The organism is Planktothrix sp. (genome assembly GCF_046067725.1).
Taxonomy (GTDB): Bacteria; Cyanobacteriota; Cyanobacteriia; order Cyanobacteriales; family Microcoleaceae; genus Planktothrix.
The window spans coordinates 1-21,681 of the sequence record NZ_JBJUDF010000024.1 but is presented as its reverse complement, the minus strand read 5'-3'; the positions used below and the strand labels follow the sequence as shown (position 1 = coordinate 21,681).

At 38.3% G+C, this 21,681-nt stretch carries 15 protein-coding genes and 1 pseudogene; 7 read left to right on the top strand and 9 right to left on the bottom strand.

Going from position 1 to position 21,681, the window contains the following annotated elements; all coding sequences use genetic code 11:
• Nucleotides 1–16 precede the first annotated feature (16 nt).
• On the top strand, nucleotides 17–3,127 hold the full coding sequence (locus ACKPEB_RS01380) for a DEAD/DEAH box helicase (protein WP_408962977.1): 3,111 nt from the start codon (nucleotides 17–19) through the stop codon (nucleotides 3,125–3,127).
• A gap of 43 nt (nucleotides 3,128–3,170) precedes the next feature.
• On the top strand, nucleotides 3,171–4,016 hold the full coding sequence (locus tag ACKPEB_RS01375; RefSeq protein ID WP_408962976.1) for an SWIM zinc finger family protein: 846 nt from the start codon (nucleotides 3,171–3,173) through the stop codon (nucleotides 4,014–4,016).
• A 315-nt stretch (nucleotides 4,017–4,331) separates the two neighbouring features.
• On the opposite strand, the gene ACKPEB_RS01370 is transcribed toward ACKPEB_RS01375, so the two are convergent.
• The 5 genes from ACKPEB_RS01370 to ACKPEB_RS01350 all read right to left on the bottom strand — a co-directional run bounded on the left by ACKPEB_RS01370 (nucleotide 4,332) and on the right by ACKPEB_RS01350 (nucleotide 10,747).
• A complete protein-coding gene (locus ACKPEB_RS01370) occupies nucleotides 4,332–5,096 on the bottom strand; it encodes a PHP domain-containing protein (protein ID WP_408962974.1) in 765 nt (254 codons plus the stop codon).
• A gap of 468 nt (nucleotides 5,097–5,564) precedes the next feature.
• Nucleotides 5,565–6,443, bottom strand: coding sequence for a PEP-CTERM sorting domain-containing protein (locus tag ACKPEB_RS01365; protein ID WP_408962973.1), 879 nt, complete (start codon nucleotides 6,441–6,443; stop codon nucleotides 5,565–5,567).
• A gap of 448 nt (nucleotides 6,444–6,891) precedes the next feature.
• Nucleotides 6,892–8,088, bottom strand: a complete 1,197-nt coding sequence (locus ACKPEB_RS01360; RefSeq protein ID WP_408962972.1) for a class I SAM-dependent methyltransferase — start codon at nucleotides 8,086–8,088, stop codon at nucleotides 6,892–6,894.
• Between the two features lie 123 nt (nucleotides 8,089–8,211).
• Entirely contained in the window at nucleotides 8,212–9,414 is a 1,203-nt protein-coding gene (locus tag ACKPEB_RS01355) for an aspartate aminotransferase (RefSeq protein ID WP_408962971.1), read from the bottom strand.
• A gap of 187 nt (nucleotides 9,415–9,601) precedes the next feature.
• Nucleotides 9,602–10,747, bottom strand: a complete 1,146-nt coding sequence (locus tag ACKPEB_RS01350; RefSeq protein WP_408962970.1) for an iron-containing alcohol dehydrogenase family protein — start codon at nucleotides 10,745–10,747, stop codon at nucleotides 9,602–9,604.
• Nucleotides 10,748–10,898: 151 nt separating this feature from the next.
• On the opposite strand from ACKPEB_RS01350, the gene ACKPEB_RS01345 reads away from it, so the two are divergent.
• Nucleotides 10,899–11,246: an AAA family ATPase gene (locus ACKPEB_RS01345; RefSeq protein ID WP_408962969.1), complete on the top strand. Its 348-nt coding sequence runs from the start codon at nucleotides 10,899–10,901 to the stop codon at nucleotides 11,244–11,246.
• 676 nt (nucleotides 11,247–11,922) lie between these two features.
• Here the strand turns inward: ACKPEB_RS01345 and ftsH are convergent.
• Nucleotides 11,923–13,776: an ATP-dependent zinc metalloprotease FtsH gene (gene ftsH, locus ACKPEB_RS01340; RefSeq protein WP_408962968.1), complete on the bottom strand. Its 1,854-nt coding sequence runs from the start codon at nucleotides 13,774–13,776 to the stop codon at nucleotides 11,923–11,925.
• Between the two features lie 177 nt (nucleotides 13,777–13,953).
• Complete coding sequence (gene ftsH4 / locus ACKPEB_RS01335; RefSeq protein ID WP_408962967.1) at nucleotides 13,954–15,852, bottom strand: ATP-dependent zinc metalloprotease FtsH4; 1,899 nt, start codon at nucleotides 15,850–15,852, stop codon at nucleotides 13,954–13,956.
• A 490-nt stretch (nucleotides 15,853–16,342) separates the two neighbouring features.
• Between ftsH4 and ACKPEB_RS01330 the strand changes: the two genes are divergently transcribed.
• The 4 genes from ACKPEB_RS01330 to ACKPEB_RS01315 all read left to right on the top strand — a co-directional run bounded on the left by ACKPEB_RS01330 (nucleotide 16,343) and on the right by ACKPEB_RS01315 (nucleotide 19,494).
• Nucleotides 16,343–16,849 carry a phycobilisome protein gene (locus ACKPEB_RS01330; RefSeq protein WP_408962966.1) on the top strand — a complete coding sequence of 169 codons (507 nt, stop codon included), beginning with the start codon at nucleotides 16,343–16,345 and terminating at the stop codon, nucleotides 16,847–16,849.
• Nucleotides 16,850–16,985: 136 nt separating this feature from the next.
• A complete protein-coding gene (locus ACKPEB_RS01325) occupies nucleotides 16,986–17,783 on the top strand; it encodes a phycobilisome rod-core linker polypeptide (RefSeq protein WP_408962965.1) in 798 nt (265 codons plus the stop codon).
• A 50-nt stretch (nucleotides 17,784–17,833) separates the two neighbouring features.
• Complete coding sequence (locus ACKPEB_RS01320; RefSeq protein WP_408962964.1) at nucleotides 17,834–18,196, top strand: VOC family protein; 363 nt, start codon at nucleotides 17,834–17,836, stop codon at nucleotides 18,194–18,196.
• Complete coding sequence (locus ACKPEB_RS01315; protein WP_408962963.1) at nucleotides 18,193–19,494, top strand: recombinase family protein; 1,302 nt, start codon at nucleotides 18,193–18,195, stop codon at nucleotides 19,492–19,494. Before ACKPEB_RS01320 ends, ACKPEB_RS01315 begins: the two co-directional genes overlap by 4 nt.
• Before the next feature lie 79 nt (nucleotides 19,495–19,573).
• Here the strand turns inward: ACKPEB_RS01315 and ACKPEB_RS01310 are convergent.
• Both ACKPEB_RS01310 and ACKPEB_RS01305 read right to left on the bottom strand, forming a co-directional pair.
• A pseudogene (locus tag ACKPEB_RS01310) lies at nucleotides 19,574–19,954 on the bottom strand (response regulator).
• 3 nt (nucleotides 19,955–19,957) lie between these two features.
• The gene (locus ACKPEB_RS01305) at nucleotides 19,958–21,679 is read right to left on the bottom strand and encodes a putative bifunctional diguanylate cyclase/phosphodiesterase (protein ID WP_408962962.1); all 1,722 of its coding nucleotides are present in this window, start codon (nucleotides 21,677–21,679) and stop codon (nucleotides 19,958–19,960) included.
• Between the last annotated feature and the right edge of the window lie 2 nt (nucleotides 21,680–21,681).

Below are 21,681 nucleotides of genomic sequence, written 5' to 3'. Positions count from 1 at the left end.
GAGTCGGTCTTTCTTTTTGTGGGGGGAAACCTGGCGACGAGTTACGTCTGAGTCCCTGTCTAACCAACCTATTCTTCCTTATCCCTTCGCGTTAACCGAAACCGAATTCTCGACTCAACCGATTTTACAAAATCTAGGGTTATCAAAGGTTTTACCTAATCTATTATCGGAAAAAATTATAGCATTACCAACAGATATTTCTGAAGATTTTGGAGAACTCAAACCCATTTATTTTACCGCAACAGATATTTCTAAATCCTATCTCTATCCTTGGGAAATAACAGGAATTTCTCTTAATCCTAAACAAGCCTTTCAATTTTTGCAATCTCTACCTTTAGGAACCGTTATTAATTCTGAGTCTAACTTGGGGGAAGATTTACGATTTTGGTCACATCTGACTCGTTGGAGTTTAGATTTATTAGCTCGATGTAAATTTTTACCCGGATTAATTCAACAATCTGATCAAACTATTATTGCACAATGGCAACCCCTTCTCGATAGTGCCATTGACCAAGCTCGATTATTACGATTTTCTAAACAAATGCCAACGGCTTGTCGAATGATTCAGGAGTTAAAAACCAGGGAAGTTTTAGACATTAATATCCCTTCATCTCCCCAGGAAATCATCATTGATTTTTTAGGAACAATTATCGATGCACAGGTCAGAATGATTGCTGAAGAAGTGGAGAGAAAAGCAAGTGCTAATGTAACTTTACTTCCTCCAACGCTACAAGCTTGGTTACAAGGATTAGGAAAAGAAGAAAATAAAATTCAGGCGGAATTAACCGAAATTGAATCCTTAGAAACTGTCTTAAAAAATTGGACTTCTCCCCTACAATATTCTTTATCAGAACCTAATTTATTTACAACCGCCTTTCAGTTACATCCCCCTGAAGAAAATTCTCAAGATTGGTACTTAGAATATTGTCTGCAAGCGATTGATGATCCTGAATTTATTATCAATACTACTATAATTTGGAGTCACCCCGTTGAGTTTTTACCCTATCGTGGGCGAACCATTAAACATCCCCAGGAAACCTTATTAAAAGGCTTAGGTTTAGCCTCTAAATTATATCCGGTCATTGAATCCAGTTTACAGCAAGCACGTCCCCAAGGTTGTACTTTAAATCCATTACAAGCTTATGAATTTCTGAAAAGCTATGCTTGGCGTTTTACTGATAGCGGGTTAGGAATCATTTTACCTCCTAGTTTAGCAAATCGAGACGGGTGGGCTAGTCGGTTAGGGTTAAGTATTAAAGCAGAAACGCCTCAATTAAAAACCCATGAACGCTTAGGATTAAAAAGTTTATTAAACTTTAAATGGCAACTTTCTATTGGTGGACAAACCTTGACTAAAGCTGAATTTGATCGCTTAGTTGCAAAACAAAGTCCATTAGTTGAAATTAAGGGAGAATGGGTGGAATTACGACCGTCAGATATTAAAGCGGCAAAAGCATTTTTTAGTCAGCGTAAAGATGAAATGACTCTTTCCTTAGAAGATGCGCTGCGACTTGCAACTGGAGATAGTCAAGTCATTGATAAGTTACCTGTTGTTAATTTTGAAGCAGGCGGAAAATTACAAGAATTATTAAATACTTTAACTAATAATCGCAGTTTAGAACCCATTCCCAATCCTAAACAGTTTAAAGGCGAGTTACGACCGTATCAAGCCAGAGGTGCAGGGTGGTTATCTTTCCTAGAAAAATGGGGGTTAGGGGCGTGTTTAGCTGATGATATGGGGTTAGGTAAAACCATAGAATTTATTGCTTTTTTACTGTATCTTCAAGAACAAAATAGTTTAGAAAACCCTGTATTATTGGTTTGTCCTACATCAGTTTTAGGAAATTGGGAACGGGAAGTTAAGCGGTTTAGTCCGACGTTAAAGGTGATGGTTCATCATGGCGATAAACGGTCTAAAGGTAGGAATTTTGCTAAAGCCATTCAAGATAAAAATTTAGTAATTACCAGTTATCCTTTAACCTTCCGAGATGAAAAGGAATTACAGGGAGTTACTTGGCAAGGTTTGGTATTAGATGAAGCCCAAAATATTAAAAATCCTGATGCAAAACAATCTAAAACGGTTAGAAATATCAACGCATCGTTTAAAATCGCCTTAACAGGAACTCCGGTAGAAAATCGGTTAGCTGAATTGTGGTCAATTATGGATTTTTTGAATCCAGGGTATTTAGGACAACGAGCATTTTTTCAACGACGGTTTGCAATTCCGATTGAAAAATATGGAGATACAGACTCGTTAAAAATTTTGCGATCGCTGGTTCAACCGTTTATCTTACGTCGTCTGAAAACCGATAAAGATATTATTCAAGATTTACCGGAAAAACAGGAAAATACAGTTTTTTGTCCGTTAACTACTGAACAAGCAACCCTGTATCAAAAAATTGTAGATGACTCTTTACAAAAAATTGATGAGGCGCAGGGAATTCAACGTCACGGCATGATTTTAGCATTATTAGTAAAGCTGAAACAGGTTTGTAATCATCCAGTCTTATTAGAAAGTAAAGTTAAAACTTCCAAAAAATCAGAAAAACCTGAATTAATTAAAACCCAATATTCAGGAAAATTACAACGGTTAACGGAAATGTTAGATGAGCTTTTAGCAGAAGGCGATCGCGCTTTAATTTTTACCCAATTTGCTGAATGGGGAAAATTATTACAACCTTATTTAGAACATTATTTTAAGCGCGAAATCCTATTTTTATATGGAAGTACCCGCAAAAACCAACGGGAAGAAATGATTGATCGCTTTCAAAATGATCCGCAAGCTCCACCGATTATGATATTATCGTTAAAAGCGGGAGGAGTGGGTTTAAATTTAACCCGTGCGAATCATGTTTTTCATTTTGATCGCTGGTGGAACCCAGCGGTAGAAAATCAAGCCACAGACCGAGTATTTAGAATTGGTCAAACTCGGAATGTACAGGTTCATAAATTCGTTTGTACCGGAACTTTAGAAGAAAAAATTAATGATTTAATCGAAAGTAAAAAAGCCTTAGCTGAACAGGTTGTCAGTGCTGGAGAAGATTGGTTAACGGATTTAGATACGGATCAACTCAGAAATCTATTAATATTAGATCGGAATTCTATTATTGAGGAAGAAGAGGAATAATTCAATAAAATTGTTAGATTTTTGTTATTCAAAGGAGTGATTTATGGTAGATTCTACCCTGGAAGCTAACCAAGAATGGTGGTCACAACAATGGTTAGATTTATTAGATAAATATCGGTTTAAAAAACGCTTAGAACGAGCTCGAAATTATGCTAGACAGGGAAATGTCTTAAATATTGAATTTAAAGACCAGAAAGTTTTAGCTCAGGTTCAGGGCACTCAACCGGAACCCTACACTGTGTCCTTGTGGTTAGATCAATTTAGTGATGAAGAATGGAATTATATTATTGAAACTTTATCACAACGGGCAATTTTTAGCGCTAAATTATTAGCAGGAGAAATGCCCCAGGATATTGAGGATGTATTTGCCGCCAATGGGTTAAGATTGTTTCCCTTTTCTTTAGATAATGTTCACTCTCAATGTAGTTGTCCTGACAAAGCTAACCCCTGCAAACATATTGGTGCGGTTTATTATATGTTGGGCGATCGCTTCAGTGAAGATCCGTTTGTTTTATTTCAACTTCGAGGCAGAACCCAAGAACAAATTATTACAACTTTACGACAACTGCGGGGTCAAAATGAAGAGAATATTAATGTTTCTAACTTAGAAACAAAAACGGTAAAATCTAACCCTGATTCTCCTAACCTGAATCAATTTTGGAATTACACCGAACAACTTGATTCCGCTTTAGTTGTAATTACACCTCCTCCAAGTTCTGAAACCGTGCTGGATGTTTTAGGTGCAATTCCCTTAGCATCCATAGCCGTCACTTCTGCCACTCGTTCTACTTCATCTGCTAGTGATCTTGTGATGCAATATTTAGAAACGATCTATAAAAATGTTAGCCAACAAGCCGTTTTAGCGGCATTGAATCGAGAAGAAACCTAAGGATAACTTAATATTAAAGATTTTCCCTCGGTTTCTATACGTGAAATTACAGAATTTTTATTCACTGTCAAAAAGCTAATTAACGTGAGTGTGATGGGGTAAGTTTTGGCTCAGGACTGGCTCAATCCCAGAAGCTATCAATCTTTTCCTTCCGAGTGTCAGGAAACTAGCTTTTGGGGTTGAATCTTGATTGAGGTCTATCAATTCTTCAATTGATTGAGCAGTGGTTTGGGGATGATTCATTGACCAACTCTATCAATGTGATGAGACTTCATTTCATATTTTTCTTCAGTCGAGTTATCAGATGACATTCCCTTAAATTCGCAGTAACAAATCACGACCATGAGTATCAGTCCCGCAGGTGCTGAGTAAACCATAATGATCAGCTAACTGTTTCATTTGGTTAGTAATTTTAGGGGTGGGTGACCAAGGCTTCGTATGGCGATAGGCATAATACACCTCAACTCCATTGATTCCTAAACGAGCCGCTTCAGCAATTAAGTCGGGTGCTGGACAACGATAACGCCCCGGATGGGCTAAAACCGCTAACCCTCCAGCGTTTTGGATCGCCGCGAGCACTTTTTCCGCCCGATAAGCATCGGTTCCTAAAGTGGTATGACCTTGCAGGTAAGGTTGGAGACAAACCGCCTTCGGATCAAAGGCATAACCCAAAATATGAACATCAACATTCAATAACTGGGCATTAATTTCAACTCCTGTCCATAACTGAGGTACACTATCCGCTTGTTCTGGATGGTTGTCTTTCCAGTGGTCTAACCACTGTTGCGCGTCGTTGTACCCTTGGGTTGTGTGATGATCCGTAATCGTCAGCCCCTTTAACCCAATTTCAATCGCCTGTTGCATGACTTCCTCCGGTTCCAGTTGTCCATCGGAACGTCGGCTATGGAGATGAAAGTTATAAGACGTTGGACAACTTCTAGCATTCAGGGTTTGAAACACCTGTTGTAAACCTAAGCGATCTTGGGCAGGAGGTATCAATAATGACGATTCCACAAACCCTGACTGGATGTGGAAGCACCTCGATAATGACTCAGAAGTTGAAGTTAGATTAACACTCATACCGTCTTAATCTTAATAAACTGTTACCATCACCTACTGTATCGAATTTACTGAGGAGTTGCGACAAGACAGGATTAAAATTTACAGTTGGGGGGGGTGACAACATCCCCGAAAAGCTGATGGGGTAAAGATTGAGCCGAATTGTGGTCAAAAAAAACAGACAGTCAAATTGTTACACGATTGCCTATCAAAAAATATAATTGTAGCAGCCAGCAATAAGATTCACTCCGACCTGCAAACAGGCTGATTCTGAGCCAGGATGAGAAAGCAACTCAAAAAGTTCTACAACTGATTTCACTCCATGACCAAAACTGGATTTTCAGTTGTCGATTTTTTTAATAAAGTAGCGGTGTGATGAGAACCGCTACTGTTATGAATTGGATGAGTAAAGGCTGAGGATATCAACGATATGAGACAAGTTTTAACATAAGCCTTGAGATGTTTTGACATTAATTTCAGCATCGTTTCTTAGTGAAATTGACGACGAGAAGCCAACATTCCACCTAAAGCTAAACCTAAACCCACTAATGTGGTGGGTTCGGGAACCTCTTGAACAGGGGGTTTGGGAGGTTCAACATAGCTGACAAAACTATCACTTCCCCCACCAGTAACTTCAATTCCTTGAACGTGCATTCCGATTTTTAACTGATTAGAATTCAAACTCTTGATCACTTTGTCAAAGTCAGCATCGAACAGTAAACCGAATTTTTCTTTTTGATCAATTCCGGCTTTATTTGCGCCTGGACTGGTTGCTTCAAAACCAAAGCTGTCTACCCAATTTGCAATGTTATTAGATTGAGCTAAATTTTTATTTTCTTGTGTAAAACTAACGTTTCCTACATTAAAATCTGGTGCAAAAGCATTAAAATTCAGTAAGCTATTAGCATCAGAGAATTTAATTTGGCTAATAAAGGAATTTGATAATGCACCTGTATTTTCAATTTGGAACAGAACCTTATTGTTACTGGTTTTGCTGACATTAAAATTGAACTGGCTGACAATCCCATCTCCATTTGTGTTGTCAGAAACTTGAGTGGTGGGATTTAGGAAAATATTGCTAAATCCAAAGGTTTTGGTATCTAGGAGTGTGAAACTGGAGGTTGGAGTTGTTGGAGTTGTGGAAGTTGTCTGTTGATTATTTCCCTTCCCGTTTCCTGTTGTGGAAGTTGGGGTTGTCGGAGTTGTTGTTGTTCCTAGAGTTGTTGTTGTTGGAGTTGTGGAAGTTGTCTGTTGATTATTTCCCTTCCCGTTTCCATTTCCGGCTTGTGCAGGTGCAGCAACCAAGGAGACTGCAACTCCAGCCGCTAATACAGTAGAACCGATAATTTTAGATAATGTGCTTTTCATCTCAGTCTCATCCTTTTTATTTGAGTAGCTTCCATAGAAACAAGGGCTTTGAACTTGGGTTGTTCTGGGTTTCCTTGTTCTACCTTGTACCTTGTTACCAATATGGCGCAAGATTTGTGGAGTTGTCTATAGGTTTTTTGCCAATCGGGGTTATTTTTACAGAAGGTTTACAGTTTTTTGGTGGAAATATAAAGCCACGATAAAATACCTTGTGGGAACCTCTCTGTAAGATATGTAGGCTTTCTATGTTTATGGAATTTCCCTGAAGGTGTAGAGACAAAAGTTGTGAGCTTGATCACGAGTTACTATCAGCATTGATCACCATACGAGTAATAAATAATACTTTTTATTCAGTGATATCCGTAGAAAGTGCACATCAGCATGATTTTTCTTGACTGTCGGAGTTTTTTGGGAGCATTCAATCTCTGAGAAATCATGATTAAGAGGGTTAAAGGGGAATATTGAACCCTTTGAGGGGAATTTGTTGTTGAGATGGACTTAACCCTTTAGATTGTAGAAGAACGCCAAAGTTACCTAAACCGATCGGATCGATGAGAGAATGTAAGCATTCTCGTCGTTGTAAAACTTCCGAAAGAGAATAGTCTGAGGGTTGGGATAACGCCGTGATGCGATCGCCTAAGCCTAACGCCATTAAAAATAAAGCTTGTTGGGTAAACCCATGAAGATGAAGGTTGTAGCGTTCTCCATAACGTTCTAAGGCGGTAAAGTCAACATGGGCGGTTAAATCCTGTTTACCAATATTAATATAGGGATGATTATGATGGCGATGTTGATAATAACATTGTAACGTTCCTTCCCGACGACTGGGCAAGTAATATCGTTGGGCGGGATAACCATAATCAATGGTTAAAATAAAGCCTTGATTTAATTTTGATGCAACCATTTTGATCCAGTCTAAGGCGATTAAATTAACTTCGGTTCGATAACCTTCTGCATAAGCCGGAGAACATAAATCAATCTCAATTAATTTAAAATAGTCTGTGAGTTTTTCGGTTGAAAGTTCAGCGATGGTTTCTTGAAATTTAAGATCTAGGGTCGTTTGAGAATCTACAGTAATATAAACTTCTTGAAGTTGACGATTTTGAACGATAACTTGATGAACCGGAAACGCATCCACTAATTCATTTGAGAAAAAACAGCCAATAATAGTTTCATTTTTAAGCGTCTCTAAATCACACCATTGAATTGATTGGTTAATATTTAACAGATTTTTAAGTTGTTTTTGCTGTTGTTGTTTCAAAAAGGCGGATTTTTCACAAATAAGATAGTTGATTTTGCTGTAAAATTCAGGATATTGTTTTTTTAAAAAGCATAGAATATCGCTGGCTAATAGTCCTTGACCTGCTCCCATTTCGACCAAGGTAAAAGGGTTAGGATAATCCAGAATTTCCCACATTTGAACAAACTGTTCTGCCAACATTTCCCCAAAATCTGAGCCAAAATAAGGAGAGGTAACAAAATCTCCGGTTGCACCGAATTGAGGTTGATTAACGGTATAATAGCCATATTCTGGGTGATATAAAACCCAGTTCATATAATCAGCAAAGGTAATTCTATTTTGAGGATTTTCCTTAATTTTTTGAGCAATAAACTTACATAAATTTAGATTATTTTCAAATTCCATAATCAACAATTAGAGCAGGGGATAGGAAGAAAAGTTTCAAACTATTATCATATTAATAATTTCCTCGTTGTTGTGCTTTAGCACCCAATGAATTAGGGCTGAAGCCCAACAACGGAATACAATTTAAACAGAAACGGGTTCGAGTTGATACCGAATATTGGCATCTTTTAAACGTTTTAACGCTTCTTGTAAGCGATCGCAATCTGCAATCAAACTAATTCTGACATAACCTTCTCCCCCAATTCCAAAGGCATTACCGGGGGTAAAAACAACTCCAGTTTGTTGTAAAACCGTTAGGGCAAAATCTGTTGAATTCATCCCTGGCGGACAGGGAACCCATAAATACATTGTGGCTAAAGTTTTGGGAACTGTCCATCCTAATTCGGCTAATCCTTTAATCAGAAAATCTCGGCGGGTGCGATAGCGTTCTTGAACTTCGTGTAAATAAGAATCGGGTAAACTTAAAGCGGTTTCTGCTGCTGCTTGTAAGGCGGAAAAAACGCCATAATCTAAATTCGTTTTTAACGTTCTTAACCCTTGTAAAACTTTAGAATTTCCAACAGCAAATCCCACTCGCCAGCCTGCCATATTATAGGTTTTAGACATGGTATGGAATTCGACACCGATTTCTTTTCCCCCTGGAATTTCTAATAAACTCGTCGGTTGATAGCCATCAAAAGCTAATTCGGCATAACATAAATCATGAACCAACAAAATTTGATATTTGTGGGCAAACGCAACAATTTCTTGAAAAAATTCACGGGGGGCTGTTGCACCTGTGGGATTACTGGGATAATTAAAATACAGAATTTTAGCTTGTTCCGCAATCGAATCAGGAATCGATCCTAAATCAATAATCCAATCATTTTCCGGTTTCAAAATCATTGAATGAACCTTGCCCCCTGCGATCACTGGCCCGCGAAAATGAACCGGATAGGAAGGACTGGGAACTAACACTAAATCCCCCGGATTAATATAAGCTAAAGCTAAATGACCTAATCCTTCTTTTGATCCTAATAACGGTAACGCTTCACCATTAGGATCAAGGGAAACGCCATAACGACGGTGATACCAATTAGTAATTGCTCGTCTAAAATTAGCCGTGCCTTCAAAGGGTGGATAGCCATGATGGGCCGGATTTTTTAATGCCTGAATGGCGGCTTCTACAACAGGTTCAGGTGTTGCCCCATCAGGGTTTCCCATGCCTAAATCAATTAAATCTAAGCCTTGTTGACGAGCATTGGCTTTTAATTCATCTAAGCGGGCAAAAACGTAAGGAGGTAGAGCTTGTATCCGGTCAGCAGGGCTAATCCAATCTAATGTCATTGGTCAATAATGTTGTATAAAAACGAATGGGTTCAGGAGCAAGGGAAACAACGAATTCAGGATTTAGGGTGCTGAACAATTTTATCTCTCAGCCTGATCCTGATTCTTTATTTTCCCCTGATCGGGTCTTCTTTTTCCTTCCCTTCTTAATTCTTAATTCTGATCTTGAACAAAAAAGTGCAACGGTTTAAGGTTTGAGCTTGGTTTCAACAATGGGGGCTGTTGTGGAGACCATAGCTGCCATCACCTGTTCTGGACACACTTTAAAGGGTAAACGATGAATATCCGAACGTTCATTACAGGCGACTTCTGCCGATAAACGCAGTTCAACTAACGTAATTTCTCCCATTCCCAAATCATTGAGGGTTTGGGGTAAGCCTAAATCGGTGTAAAACTTTAATAATTGTTGTCGGGCGGTGGCGGCGAGTTGGTTGCCTTGTACCATTTCCTCTAAACGCAGTTGAGCTAAAATTCCAAAGGCGACTTTTTCCCCGTGTAGAGTTCCATGACTAGCGGCAACATGGGTTAAACCATTATGAATCGCATGGGCAGCTACGGTGCGACATTGGGCACCCCCTATCCCGCCAATGACTCCAGCCAGTAAAACTGTCGCATCAACGACTTCCTGCCAAGTTTCGCCACCGGGTTCTTGTAAGGCGGTTAAGGATTTTTGCAATAAAATATCTCGCAGGACTCTGGCTTGTTGTACGGCGGCGATCATGAAGGTTTGATCAGAATGTCCACTACTGACGGAGGCTTCATACCATTTCGCGATCGCATCTCCAATGCCTGCAATTAAAGTTCGTTTGGGGGCACTTTGAATTAAGTGATAATCCAAAATTAATAAATCGGGACACCGATCTAAACTGACATCATATAAAAAAGCACCCTGGTCGGAATAAACGTTGGAGAGAGCTGTCCAAGCAGCGCAGGTTGCCCCAGAAGTAGGAATGGTGACGATGGGGAGGTGGGTTTGATGGGCGATGAGTTTGGCTGCATCTAAGGCTTTTCCGCCCCCTGTACCGATAATAAAATCAGCATGATGGCTTTGGACGGCTTGGCGTAGGGTGGTTAAACTCATTTCACTACAGTCTGCACCGTAGGAGGCTTGGGCGCATTGGAGTTGGTAACGATCAAAGATGGGGTTGAGAGCTTGAAGGGTGAGGGGAAGTGAGCGATCGCCACCGATGATTAAGGGACGTTGACCGAAACCTGCGATCGCGTCTCCGGCCTGTGCTATGGCATGATGTCCGCGTAAAACTTGGGCCGGGGCAATCTTTAAACTCACAACCGAAGTGGACTGTAAATTAAGGGTTGAAGAGGTTTCAAGCATAGCAAGTTAAATCAAAGGTGCTAAGGTGTTAATTATAGGGCATTCACTTGTGTTTTAGGTGGAGGTTTTGAAGATGCTCGGCAATTCTTATCGATAAAGCGATTAGAATTTAAGGGTATTGTAATTATCAGGATTGGCAGAGGATTTAACGATGAGATTTAAACTCGAAAATCTAGGCTGTTTAAAAGACGTTGATATAGAACTAGGTGATTTAACGATTATTTGTGGAAAAAACAATACAGGGAAAACCTATATTAATTATGCTATTTATGGATTCCTGAGTACCTGGGATTCTATTATAGATTTTAATATGGAAAAGTATAATTATACAGAAGATGATATTTTAGATAAAAATAAGGTCAAAGTTTACATCTCAGATCAAAATACCTTAACTCCTGCTACCATAACAGATTTAGGAATCGAAGTTGGAAGTTTTGATCAGGAGATTATTGAAATGAATAACTTTTTCAATGAAGCGACTGTTAATTATGATTATTGAATATCTCAAGAAAATTATTAACCCAGATTCTGATATTTTAATTGATATAAATTACGATTATAATGAACCGAGAAATGGTATTATCACTTTAAAATAAACTGATCCTGAAGCTGGTTTAACAGAAGTTAATTTGATTGGATTTGATCCGACACAAACCTACGCTTTTAAGTTAGATGTACAGGGAAAAAGAATTAGTCAATATTTGAACCCTAGTGAACCTAAAATTCATACCGCTTGTGATGGAATTATTTTCTCTATAATTGATGGAATATTTTATGTATTTTTTTGTGAAATGAAATCTAAAAACCCGAAACTTAAAGATTGTATAATTAAATATAGAAATTCAACATGATTTATCAATTATATTTTTAATATTAAAAGAATACTTGTATATCGAATTCATCATCTGGATCAAAAAAAAGAAGATGAAAAAAAAGAACTATTGAACATTAGACGTTTAGACTTAAAGGAAACACTTCCTTCATCCAAAGTATCAATTATTGAGAGACAGGTTTAACCCGATCTAATAATTGTTGTAATTTCTGTTGAGACGGGTTTACCGTTAGATGTTTTTCCGTTTACTTGTTCCTTGACTTCTGAACAGATACTTGAGCGAGTTTACCTTCTCAAGACAGTTAAGATTCTCCTAAATTCAGATGGGGATGGAAAATATCCATTATTGAGATACAGGTTTAACCTGATCTAAAAAATGTTGTAATTCATCCCCTTCAATAATTTCTGTTTCTAATACTTTGCCAGCAATTTGATCTAATAATTCTCGATTATAATTTAAAATTGCTAACGCTTTTTGATGAGCATTATCGACAATATTCTTAACTTCATCATCAATGGCTTCTGCGGTTTTTTCACTGATGGGGCGACGAAGATTTGCCTCTGAATTGCCTAAAAAATTATTGGCTTTGGCTTTTTCATAAGCTAACGGCCCCAAGGTTTTACTCATGCCATAATGAATCACCATGCGTTCGGCTAATTCTGTTGCTCGTTGCAGGTCATCGGAAGCGCCATTAGTCACCTTTCCAAAGACTAATTCTTCGGCGGCGCGTCCTCCTAATAACATGGCAATTTGTTCGCGGAATTCGATTTCATCCATTAAGAAACGGTCTTCCGTTGGCATTTTTAATGTATAGCCTAACGCCGCCATTCCTCGCGGGACAATCGAAATTTTAGCAACTTTTCCACCCCCTGGCATTAAGGCTCCAACCATAGCATGACCGACTTCATGATAGGCAACAATTTTTTTCTCTTTTTCATTTAAGACACGACTACGTTTTTCTAACCCTGCGATCACCCGTTCAATGGCTTCATAAAAATCTTGTTGTGTCACGGTTTGTCGTTGATTTCTGGCTGCTAATAAGGCGGCTTCATTAACTAAATTAGCTAATTCTGCACCAGCAAAACCTGGAGTTCTGACCGCAATAGCGTGTAAATCAACATCCATTTCTAATTTAACTTTTTTAGCATAAATTTCTAAAACCGCTTGACGTCCAGCCAAGTCAGGCCTATCTACGAGTACCTGTCGATCAAACCGTCCAGGGCGTAATAATGCAGCGTCTAAGGCTTCGGGACGGTTAGTGGCTGCTAATACAATCACCGTAGCATCTCCGACTCCAAATCCATCCATTTCGGTTAATAATTGGTTCAGGGTTTGTTCCCGTTCATCGCTACTTCCACTTTGAAAACCTCCACTACTTCTGGATTTGCCAATGGCATCTAATTCATCAATAAAAATAATACAGGGAGCTTTCTTTTTCGCTTGTTCAAATAAATCTCGAACTCTTGCCGCACCTGTACCGACAAATAACTCAATAAATTCTGAACCGGAGATACTGAAAAAAGGCACTCCTGCTTCCCCGGCTACGGCTTTTGCTAATAAGGTTTTTCCGGTTCCTGGGGGGCCGACTAATAACACGCCTTTGGGAATTTTTGCTCCGATTTCTGTAAACCGTTGAGGATTTTTTAAGAAATCAACAATTTCAGCTAATTCGGTTTTGGCTTCTTCAACTCCAGCCACATCGGCAAAGGTAATATTATCGGTTTGACCTTTAACATAAACTTTCGCTTTACTTTTATTAATGGATAATGATCCTTGGGGATCTCGTTTCAGAAAATATTGAAACGCTACGACTAAAATTAAAGGGGGAATCACCCAATTTAAAACCACACTTAACCAACTTTGTTTCGGGGGCGGAGCCGCTGCAAATTCAATTCCTTTGGCTTCTAAACGTTTGGGAAGTTCTAAATCAAAAATCGGGGTTGTGGATAAAATGCTTTGAGGTTGATTATTTTCTCCTTTAATTTGGTAAAGAATTTCATTTTCTCCGACTAAAACTTTTGAAACTTTATTATCTTCAATTTGTTGAATAAAAAAACTATAGGGAACTTTAGGAAAACGAGGACGAGTCAGTTGAGGCAACAACCAATTTCCAATTAAAATAACTCCGGCTGAAATTAATAAAATTTGGGCAACTTTTTGAGAACTGGGTAATTTCGGTCTTTTTTTAATACTCATAAAATTTGACTCGGGTTTGCTCTGATCGCTCTCGTTTATCTCGTTTCTAGGTTCGACCTAGAAATGCGTTTTGGGTGGCTCTGCTAGCCTTTAACCCAATCGGATAGTATGTTTAGAGGTAGAGCCTCTGATGGGCATTCCCTGGGAGAACCAGGGAATGAAGGGGGTATAGATTAATTATGCGATCGCGGCGGGAATTTTACCGTCATACTTAACTTGATTTAACAAATGTTGCAAATCTTCCCCTTCTATGACTTCAGTTTGTAAGATTTGTTGAGCAATTTGCTCCATTAAATCTTTATTTTGATTGAGAATCTCCAAGGCTTTTTGATGGGCTTGTTCAACGAGTTGTTTCACTTCATCATCAATGGCTTTTGCCGTTTCATCACTAACATAACGGCGAGGATTCATCATCATATTATCTCCTAGAAAATTGTTTTGTTGACCTTTTTCGTAAGCCAATGGCCCCAATACTTTACTCATTCCATAGGTAGTGACCATTCGCTCTGCTAAATCAGTGGCTCGTTGTAAATCATTCGCCGCACCTGTGGTAATACTTCCAAACACCACTTCTTCCGCAGAACGTCCCCCTAATAAGGTAGCAATTTCCCCTTTCATTTCTTCTTCACTGAGTAAGAAACGGTCTTCTGTTGGCAGTTGTAAGGTATATCCTAATGCGGCCATTCCTCGTGGCACAATGGAGATTTTAGCTACTTGATTTTGACCAGAAACCACTGCACCGACAATCGCGTGACCGACTTCATGATAAGCCACAATTTTCTTCTCTTTTTCGTTGAGAACACGGGATTTTTTTTCTAATCCTGCAATCACCCGTTCAATGGCTTCGGCAAAGTCAGCTTGACTGACAGTTTCCCGTTTATTTCGAGCGGCTAATAAGGCAGCTTCATTGACTAAATTCGCTAAATCTGCTCCAGCAAAACCAGGGGTACGAGTAGCGATCGCTTTTAAGTCAACATCCGTCCCAATTTTAACTTTTTTAGCATAGATTTCTAAAATTAGTAACCGACCGGATAAATCAGGGCGATCAACTAAAACTTGACGATCAAATCGACCGGGACGCAGTAACGCAGGGTCTAAGGTTTCAGGTCGGTTTGTCGCTGCTAAAACGATGACGGTGGCTTGTCCAGCCGCAAACCCATCCATCTCGGTTAATAACTGGTTTAGAGTTTGTTCTCGTTCATCATTTCCCCCATACATTGCACCACTGGCTCGTGATTTGCCAATGGCATCTAATTCATCAATAAAGATAATACAGGGGGCTTTCTTTTGGGCTTGTTCAAATAAATCTCGAACCCGCGCTGCCCCTGCACCCACGAACAATTCCACGAATTCTGAACCAGAAATGCTAAAAAATGGCACTCCGGCTTCTCCGGCTACTGCTTTTGCCAATAAAGTTTTTCCAGTTCCTGGGGGGCCGACTAATAAGACTCCTTTAGGAATTCTAGCTCCAATTTGTAAAAATCGTTGGGGAGTCTTGAGAAATTCCACTACTTCTTCTAATTCGGTTTTGGCTTCTTCGACTCCGGCTACATCTTTGAAGGTAACTTTTGTGGCATCATTTTCAACATAAACTTTAGCTTTACTCTTACTAATGGAAAGTGCACCCTGGGGGCCTCCAATTCCTCCACCTCGGCTTTGTAAAAATTGTCCGACTGCGACCCAAATTCCCACAAAAATTAAGGGAGGAACTACCCAACCAATTAAACTAGAAAACCAAGTATTACGAGGAGGAGGTGCAGCCGCGAATTCAACTCCTTTGGCTTCTAAACGTTTGGGTAAATCCATATCAAAAATCGGAGTTGTTGATAGAATTTGTCCGGGTTGATCCGCTTCTCCTTTAACTAAATAGCGGATTTGATCTTGGCTGAGATAAACTTGAGAAACTTGACCATCTTCAACTTGTTCAATGAATAAACTATAGGGAACACGAGGAACTTGTTGCCCAAATAATCCGGGTAATGTTAGGTTGGCAATTAAGAAGATTACACCTAACCAAAATAAAATACTTCCAATGGGAAGATTTCGCGGAAATTTCGGTTTGTCTTTTATACTCATGGTATTCAATAAAGATTGACTGATTAAAGGTTTACAATTTCAAAACCAAGGGATAAGAACACAACATCCCCTTAGAAAAGATTGATAATTGAGTTGATTTTAATGGACTTGAGGGATGAACCTGAGAAAGAAATTTTAAGGTACAGGGATAGAGATTTACTCTCAAGTTGATTTCCTTCTCTGGTGCTTTGTGTCTGCTTTCATATTGCCATAATCCCTTGCTAACCGAAACCGGAACTTGTTCCTGTTGTCACGATAGCGTGATTTTCCTGATCGCAGGGGTGAGGGCAGTGTCATCAAAGGATCGTTTTTTGACACTTGACAAGAAGCCACACCGGATCATCTATTGTATAGGATTACCTGTACAATTCCCGTTGTAAGAATTGAATAATGATTGAGTTTTTATTAAAAATCACATCAGTTTCTTGACTTATATTTAATTTTGTATCAAATTAGAAGATAGGATTTTGGCTAGACAGAGGAGATTCAAATGCCAACGATTAATTCAACTTGGGATAACTTAATCACTCAATGCGACGGGCGATATTTGACTAATGCAGAACTCAAACCTCTGCATCAGTATGTTCAAACCTTAAATGCTCGTACCAAAACCTATGAAGTGTTACGGGCAAAATCTGCAGGTTTAATTAAACAAGCTCTGAAGAAATTCATGCTGTCTCATCCAGAAGTGATGCAAAAGCATTCTAAACGTTGTATTTATGATATGTCGATGACAATGTGTTTAATGTCTGTTGCGTTGTTACGGGATGACCCTCACTTTTTTAAAGAATCTTTAATGTTGTGGCTAGCGAATATTCTATCAGCCCACGAAAAAAATACCCAGTGTCTGCAAGCCTATACTTATCTTCAAGAAACCTTACAAGAACAATTACCAAGTGTCTGTAACCAGTTATTAAAACCTTATATGGACATTGTTTTAGAAGTATTAAATACTCCGCCTAAACTGATGGCGAATGTTCAAAGAAGCGGTGTTTAAACGCCAAAAACTTCCGATTTCCATCAGGGTGCTATTTCGTTTCAAGCCGAATACATGACATTTTCAAGGCTAATCCAATTGTCAGTCAAGTCAGGATAATTTGGGATATTGATGTACACAGGAGTTTAATTAATTTATGACTTTAACTCAACCTGTAACGACTCGTCATGATGCTTCTCCCGAAGAACGAGAATTTGTTTTAAAACAGATTTATCAACAAGTTTTAGAACGGCAATTATATGAGTTTGAACGGAAGCAATTAGCCGATTTAGAAAAAGATTTTATCAAAGGTAAAATAGGAATTCGCCATTTTTTAAAAAGTTTAGCAGTTCGTCCGATTTATTTAGAGCTTTTTTATGAAAATAGCTCTAATATGAAATTTATTGAAAATGCCTGTAAACATTTTTTAGGACGAGCTCCCAAAAATAATGAAGAACTGCATCAGTGGGATGATATTTTAGTTCGTCATGGGGTTGGCGCACTGGTTTCAGAGTTAGTTGATTCTGAAGAATATCGGAAATCCTTTGGTTATTTTACCATCCCCTACTGGCATGAACATCGTTATGAATCCGCCAGTGAATATATCGAAAATGAAAAACTGGGTCATGAACACGCCGGACAAAGAGGATGGGCAATTCCGACCCATTATCAACATGAATTACACATCGACTGTGATGGTGGAACTTGTGTTCGAGAGGAGGATAAATTGACAGTTCAAAATGTACAACCTATTGAGGAGGTTTTAGATTTATCCACCGATACAAAAATGACACCTAAGCATATTCAACGGCTATCCCAGTGCGTCAAGGAAATTACAGAAATTCTGTCATTCTATCCTCAACCTGTAACTTCAAAAGAGATTGAAACTGACCTTCAACAAAAAGTCTTGGAGTATGTGAGTGCAACTAACGCTAATTTACTCTTTAAAGATTAACAATAGGGTGGGCTTTGACCCACCTAAATTCTTCTATTAAAGTCTATATTATGCCAGTAAAAAAATATCTTCATGCTGCTATTTTAGTGTCTGATTTAGAACAATCAGAACAATTTTATAGTCAAGTTTTGGGATTAGAAAAAATTGAACGTCCTTTGAACTTTCCGGGGATTTGGTATCAAGTTGGTGAGTTCCAAATTCATTTAATTCAAGCTGAAACTGTGATTAAGGATCAAATAGATGATCAGAAATGGGGACGCAATCGACATTTAGCTTTTTCCGTTGAAGATTTAGAAACAGCAAAACAACAGCTAATCACTTATAATTGTTTATTTCAGATGAGTGCTTCCGGTCGTGCTGCTTTATTTACACAAGATCCTGATGGGAATATTATTGAATTAAATCAACAATGAAAATTGTAGCTTATTCCTATAGTGATCCGTTATTTGAACAGCCTCCTGAACGTATAATTTGGGGTTGGGAAGTGGATCAAGTTTATCACGATTTAGGCGGGAGACAAGAACTAGAACAATTATTGAAAGATTGTGATTTAGAACCACCAGAATATTTATTAATTCGACGGTTAGAAGAGTTAGGAGATTCTGTTTTAGAAGTGAGCAATCGCTTACAAAAATTAGAATCTTATCAAATTAATATTATTGCCATTGAATCAGATTTTAATCCCTCTGTAGCTCAGATTAATCGGTCTGATTTAATGCAATTATTGATAGAAATTCAAAATCACCAACGCAGTCGTCGCATTCGTCAAGGACACGCTAAAAACAGAATTAAAGCCTTACCTCCACCGGGTAAAGCACCCTATGGTTATCGACGGGGAAAAGACCGTTATATTTTAGATCGCAGTGTTTCTCCGATTGTTAAAGAGTTTTTTGATCGGTTTTTAATTTATGGATCTTTGCGGGGTGCGGTGCGGTATTTAGAAAAGCGATATGGAAAAAAAATATCCGTCACAACGGGAAGAAGATGGTTAACAAACCCGGTTTATCGAGGAGATTTAGAATATCAAAATGGGGAGATTATTTCTAATACCCATAGTCCGATTATTTCACGGGATGAAGCCGCTCAAGTGGATCGCTTATTACGCCGAAATCAACGGCTTCCCCCCCGAACAGCGAGTGCGCCGCGTTCTTTAGCGGGGTTAGTGACTTGTGGAGATTGTCAATCTTCCATGACGATTTCACGAGTGACCGCTTATCGTAAAAACCAAGAATATTTATATTTACGTCCCACAAATTGTTCTCGAAATCCTAAATGTAAAGCGTTATCTTATCAAACGGTATTAGAGTTAACGATTGAACGAATTTGTCAAGATTTACCTGTATCGGTTTCTGAATTAAATTTACCTGATTTAGGCTGTGTAAAACGAGGAATATTTGAACAAATTAATCAAAAACAAGAAATTTTATTACAAATTCCGAATTTATTAACAACCGGAATCTTAGATGCAGAAACCGCCGATTTAAGAACCTATAAACTACGGACAGAAATGGCTCAATTACAAGGAAAGTTAGCCCAACTTCCTCCCGTGAATTTAAAAGAAACAGCACAAGCGGTTTGCATTCCCCAATTTTGGTTAGATTTATCGGAATCCGAACGACGATTTTATTTTCGAGAATTTATTCATCAGATTCAGATAATTCGAGATGGGGATAATTGGGATTTAAAAGTTCTGTTTATTTTTGAATTTTAATAGAATATTGATTTTGACTTTGTTCTAATAACTTTTGATTTTGTTCAATCAGTTGTTGTTTTAGCTGAAAAATTGTCATCTAGTTTTTGACTCGTGCTAAGACCTCATCTACTTTAAAAGGTTTCGTAATATAGTCGGTTCCTCCGACTGCAAACGCTTGCATAATATTTTCAATTTGATTCAGGGCACTAATAAAAATAATAGGGATTTGATCAGTATTGGCATCGGCTTTAAGTAGACGACATCACTGATATCCGTTGATTTTTGGCATCGGAATGTCAAGTAAAATTAAATCCGGTTTTAAAGCATTAATTGCTATTATTGCCATTTCAGCATTTAAAGCTTTGCGAACATAATATCCCTGTTGAGTTAACAATGCGGACAAAACCCGAATATTATCCGGTTCATCATCAATGATGAGTAGATTTTCCTTTGTTGAAATAAGATCGTCTGGATTCATCATTTACCATTGAGGCGTGTGGGATAGTAATTCCATTAATTGTTCTGGGGGTACAGGTTTAGAAAAGAAATATCCTTGACCAAATCCACAACTTAGTTCCTTGAGAATCATTAATTGTTCTGGTAATTCAATGCCTTCAGCAATTACACTCATATTCATCGTTTTAGCCAAACTAATAATTACCGGAATTAAACCTACATTTTCCGGCTCTTGGTTAAGACGTTGAACGAAAGATTTATCTACTTTTAAGGTGTCAACGGGAAACGAATGAAGATAACTTAGGGAAGAGTATCCTGTCCCAAAGTCATCAATACTAATTAAAATATGGCGTTTCCTCATTTCTCGAAGGATGAAGGCAACATCCTTTTCATTGTCCATAATGGCACTTTCAGTAATTTCCAATTTTAAGCAATTGGGTGCAAGTTGACTTTGTTCTAAAACTTGATCAATCTGTTCTAATAAATTAGGTTGACAAAACTGTTTAACGGATAAATTAACGCTGACAAATACACTGGAATCAACTAAGTTTTGTTTTTGCCAAGTTCGCAGTTGACGGCAAGATTCCGATAATACCCAATATCCAATCGGAGTAATTAAACCGGTTTCTTCAGCAATGGGAATAAATAAACCCGGTGGAACTAAACCCCGTTCAGGATGACGCCAACGAACTAAAGCTTCAAATCCGGCTATTTTTCCTGTATTTAAGTTGACAATTGGTTGATAGTGAACGACTAACTCTTGTTGTTCCAGACCGCGACGTAAATCGGTTTCTAACTGTAATCGCTCTAAAGCAGCCGCGTGCATGGCTGGATCAAAAATATGATATTGTCCTTTTCCTAATGCTTTTGCTCGATACATCGCCGTATCTGCATCCCGTAATAAATGTTCAGGTTCATTATATTCATCATGACCGATGACGATGCCAATACTGGCATTAATAAAAACTTCATGTCGTTCTAATTGAAAGGGTTTAGAAAAAGATTCTAAAATCTGATCGGCTAATTCAATCGCATGATGAGAGTTAGGAATTTCTGTTAATAAAATAGCAAATTCATCTCCCCCTAAACGCGCTAAAGTATTTTGAGGTTTAATATAAAGGTTAAGACGACGAGAAATTAAAATTAAGAGTTCATCCCCGACTAAATGCCCTAAAGAATCATTAACAACTTTAAAGCGATCGCAATCTAAAAATAAAACCGCAAACTGATAGTTGGGATCGGCTTTAGCTTGTTGAATTGATTGGTTTAAATCCGTCATTAATAAAGCCCGATTGGGTAAACCCGTGAGGGCATCATGAAGCGCCATTTGTAGCAATTTAGCATTAGCTTCTTCAAGTTGCTGAGTGCGTTCTTTGACCCGTGCTTCTAATTCTGCATTTAAAATTCGGACTTCTAATTCTGCGGCACGTAATGCTAATTGATTCTGAACACGAGCTAAAACTTCTTCAAATTGAAACGGTTTTGTAATATAGTCTACTCCACCGACTTGAAAGCCTTTAACTTTATCCAGAACATCATCTAATGCACTTAAAAAAATTACCGGAATTTCTGCGGTTTTGGCATTAGCTTTGAGGTGCTGGCAAACTTCATAACCATCCATTTCAGGCATCATAATATCCATCAACACCACATCAATATCGTTGTTTGCTTTCCAAACATCAATGGCTTCCTTTCCGTTTTTTGCCTGAATAACCTGTGCTTTATTTGTTTCTAATAATTTACCAATTG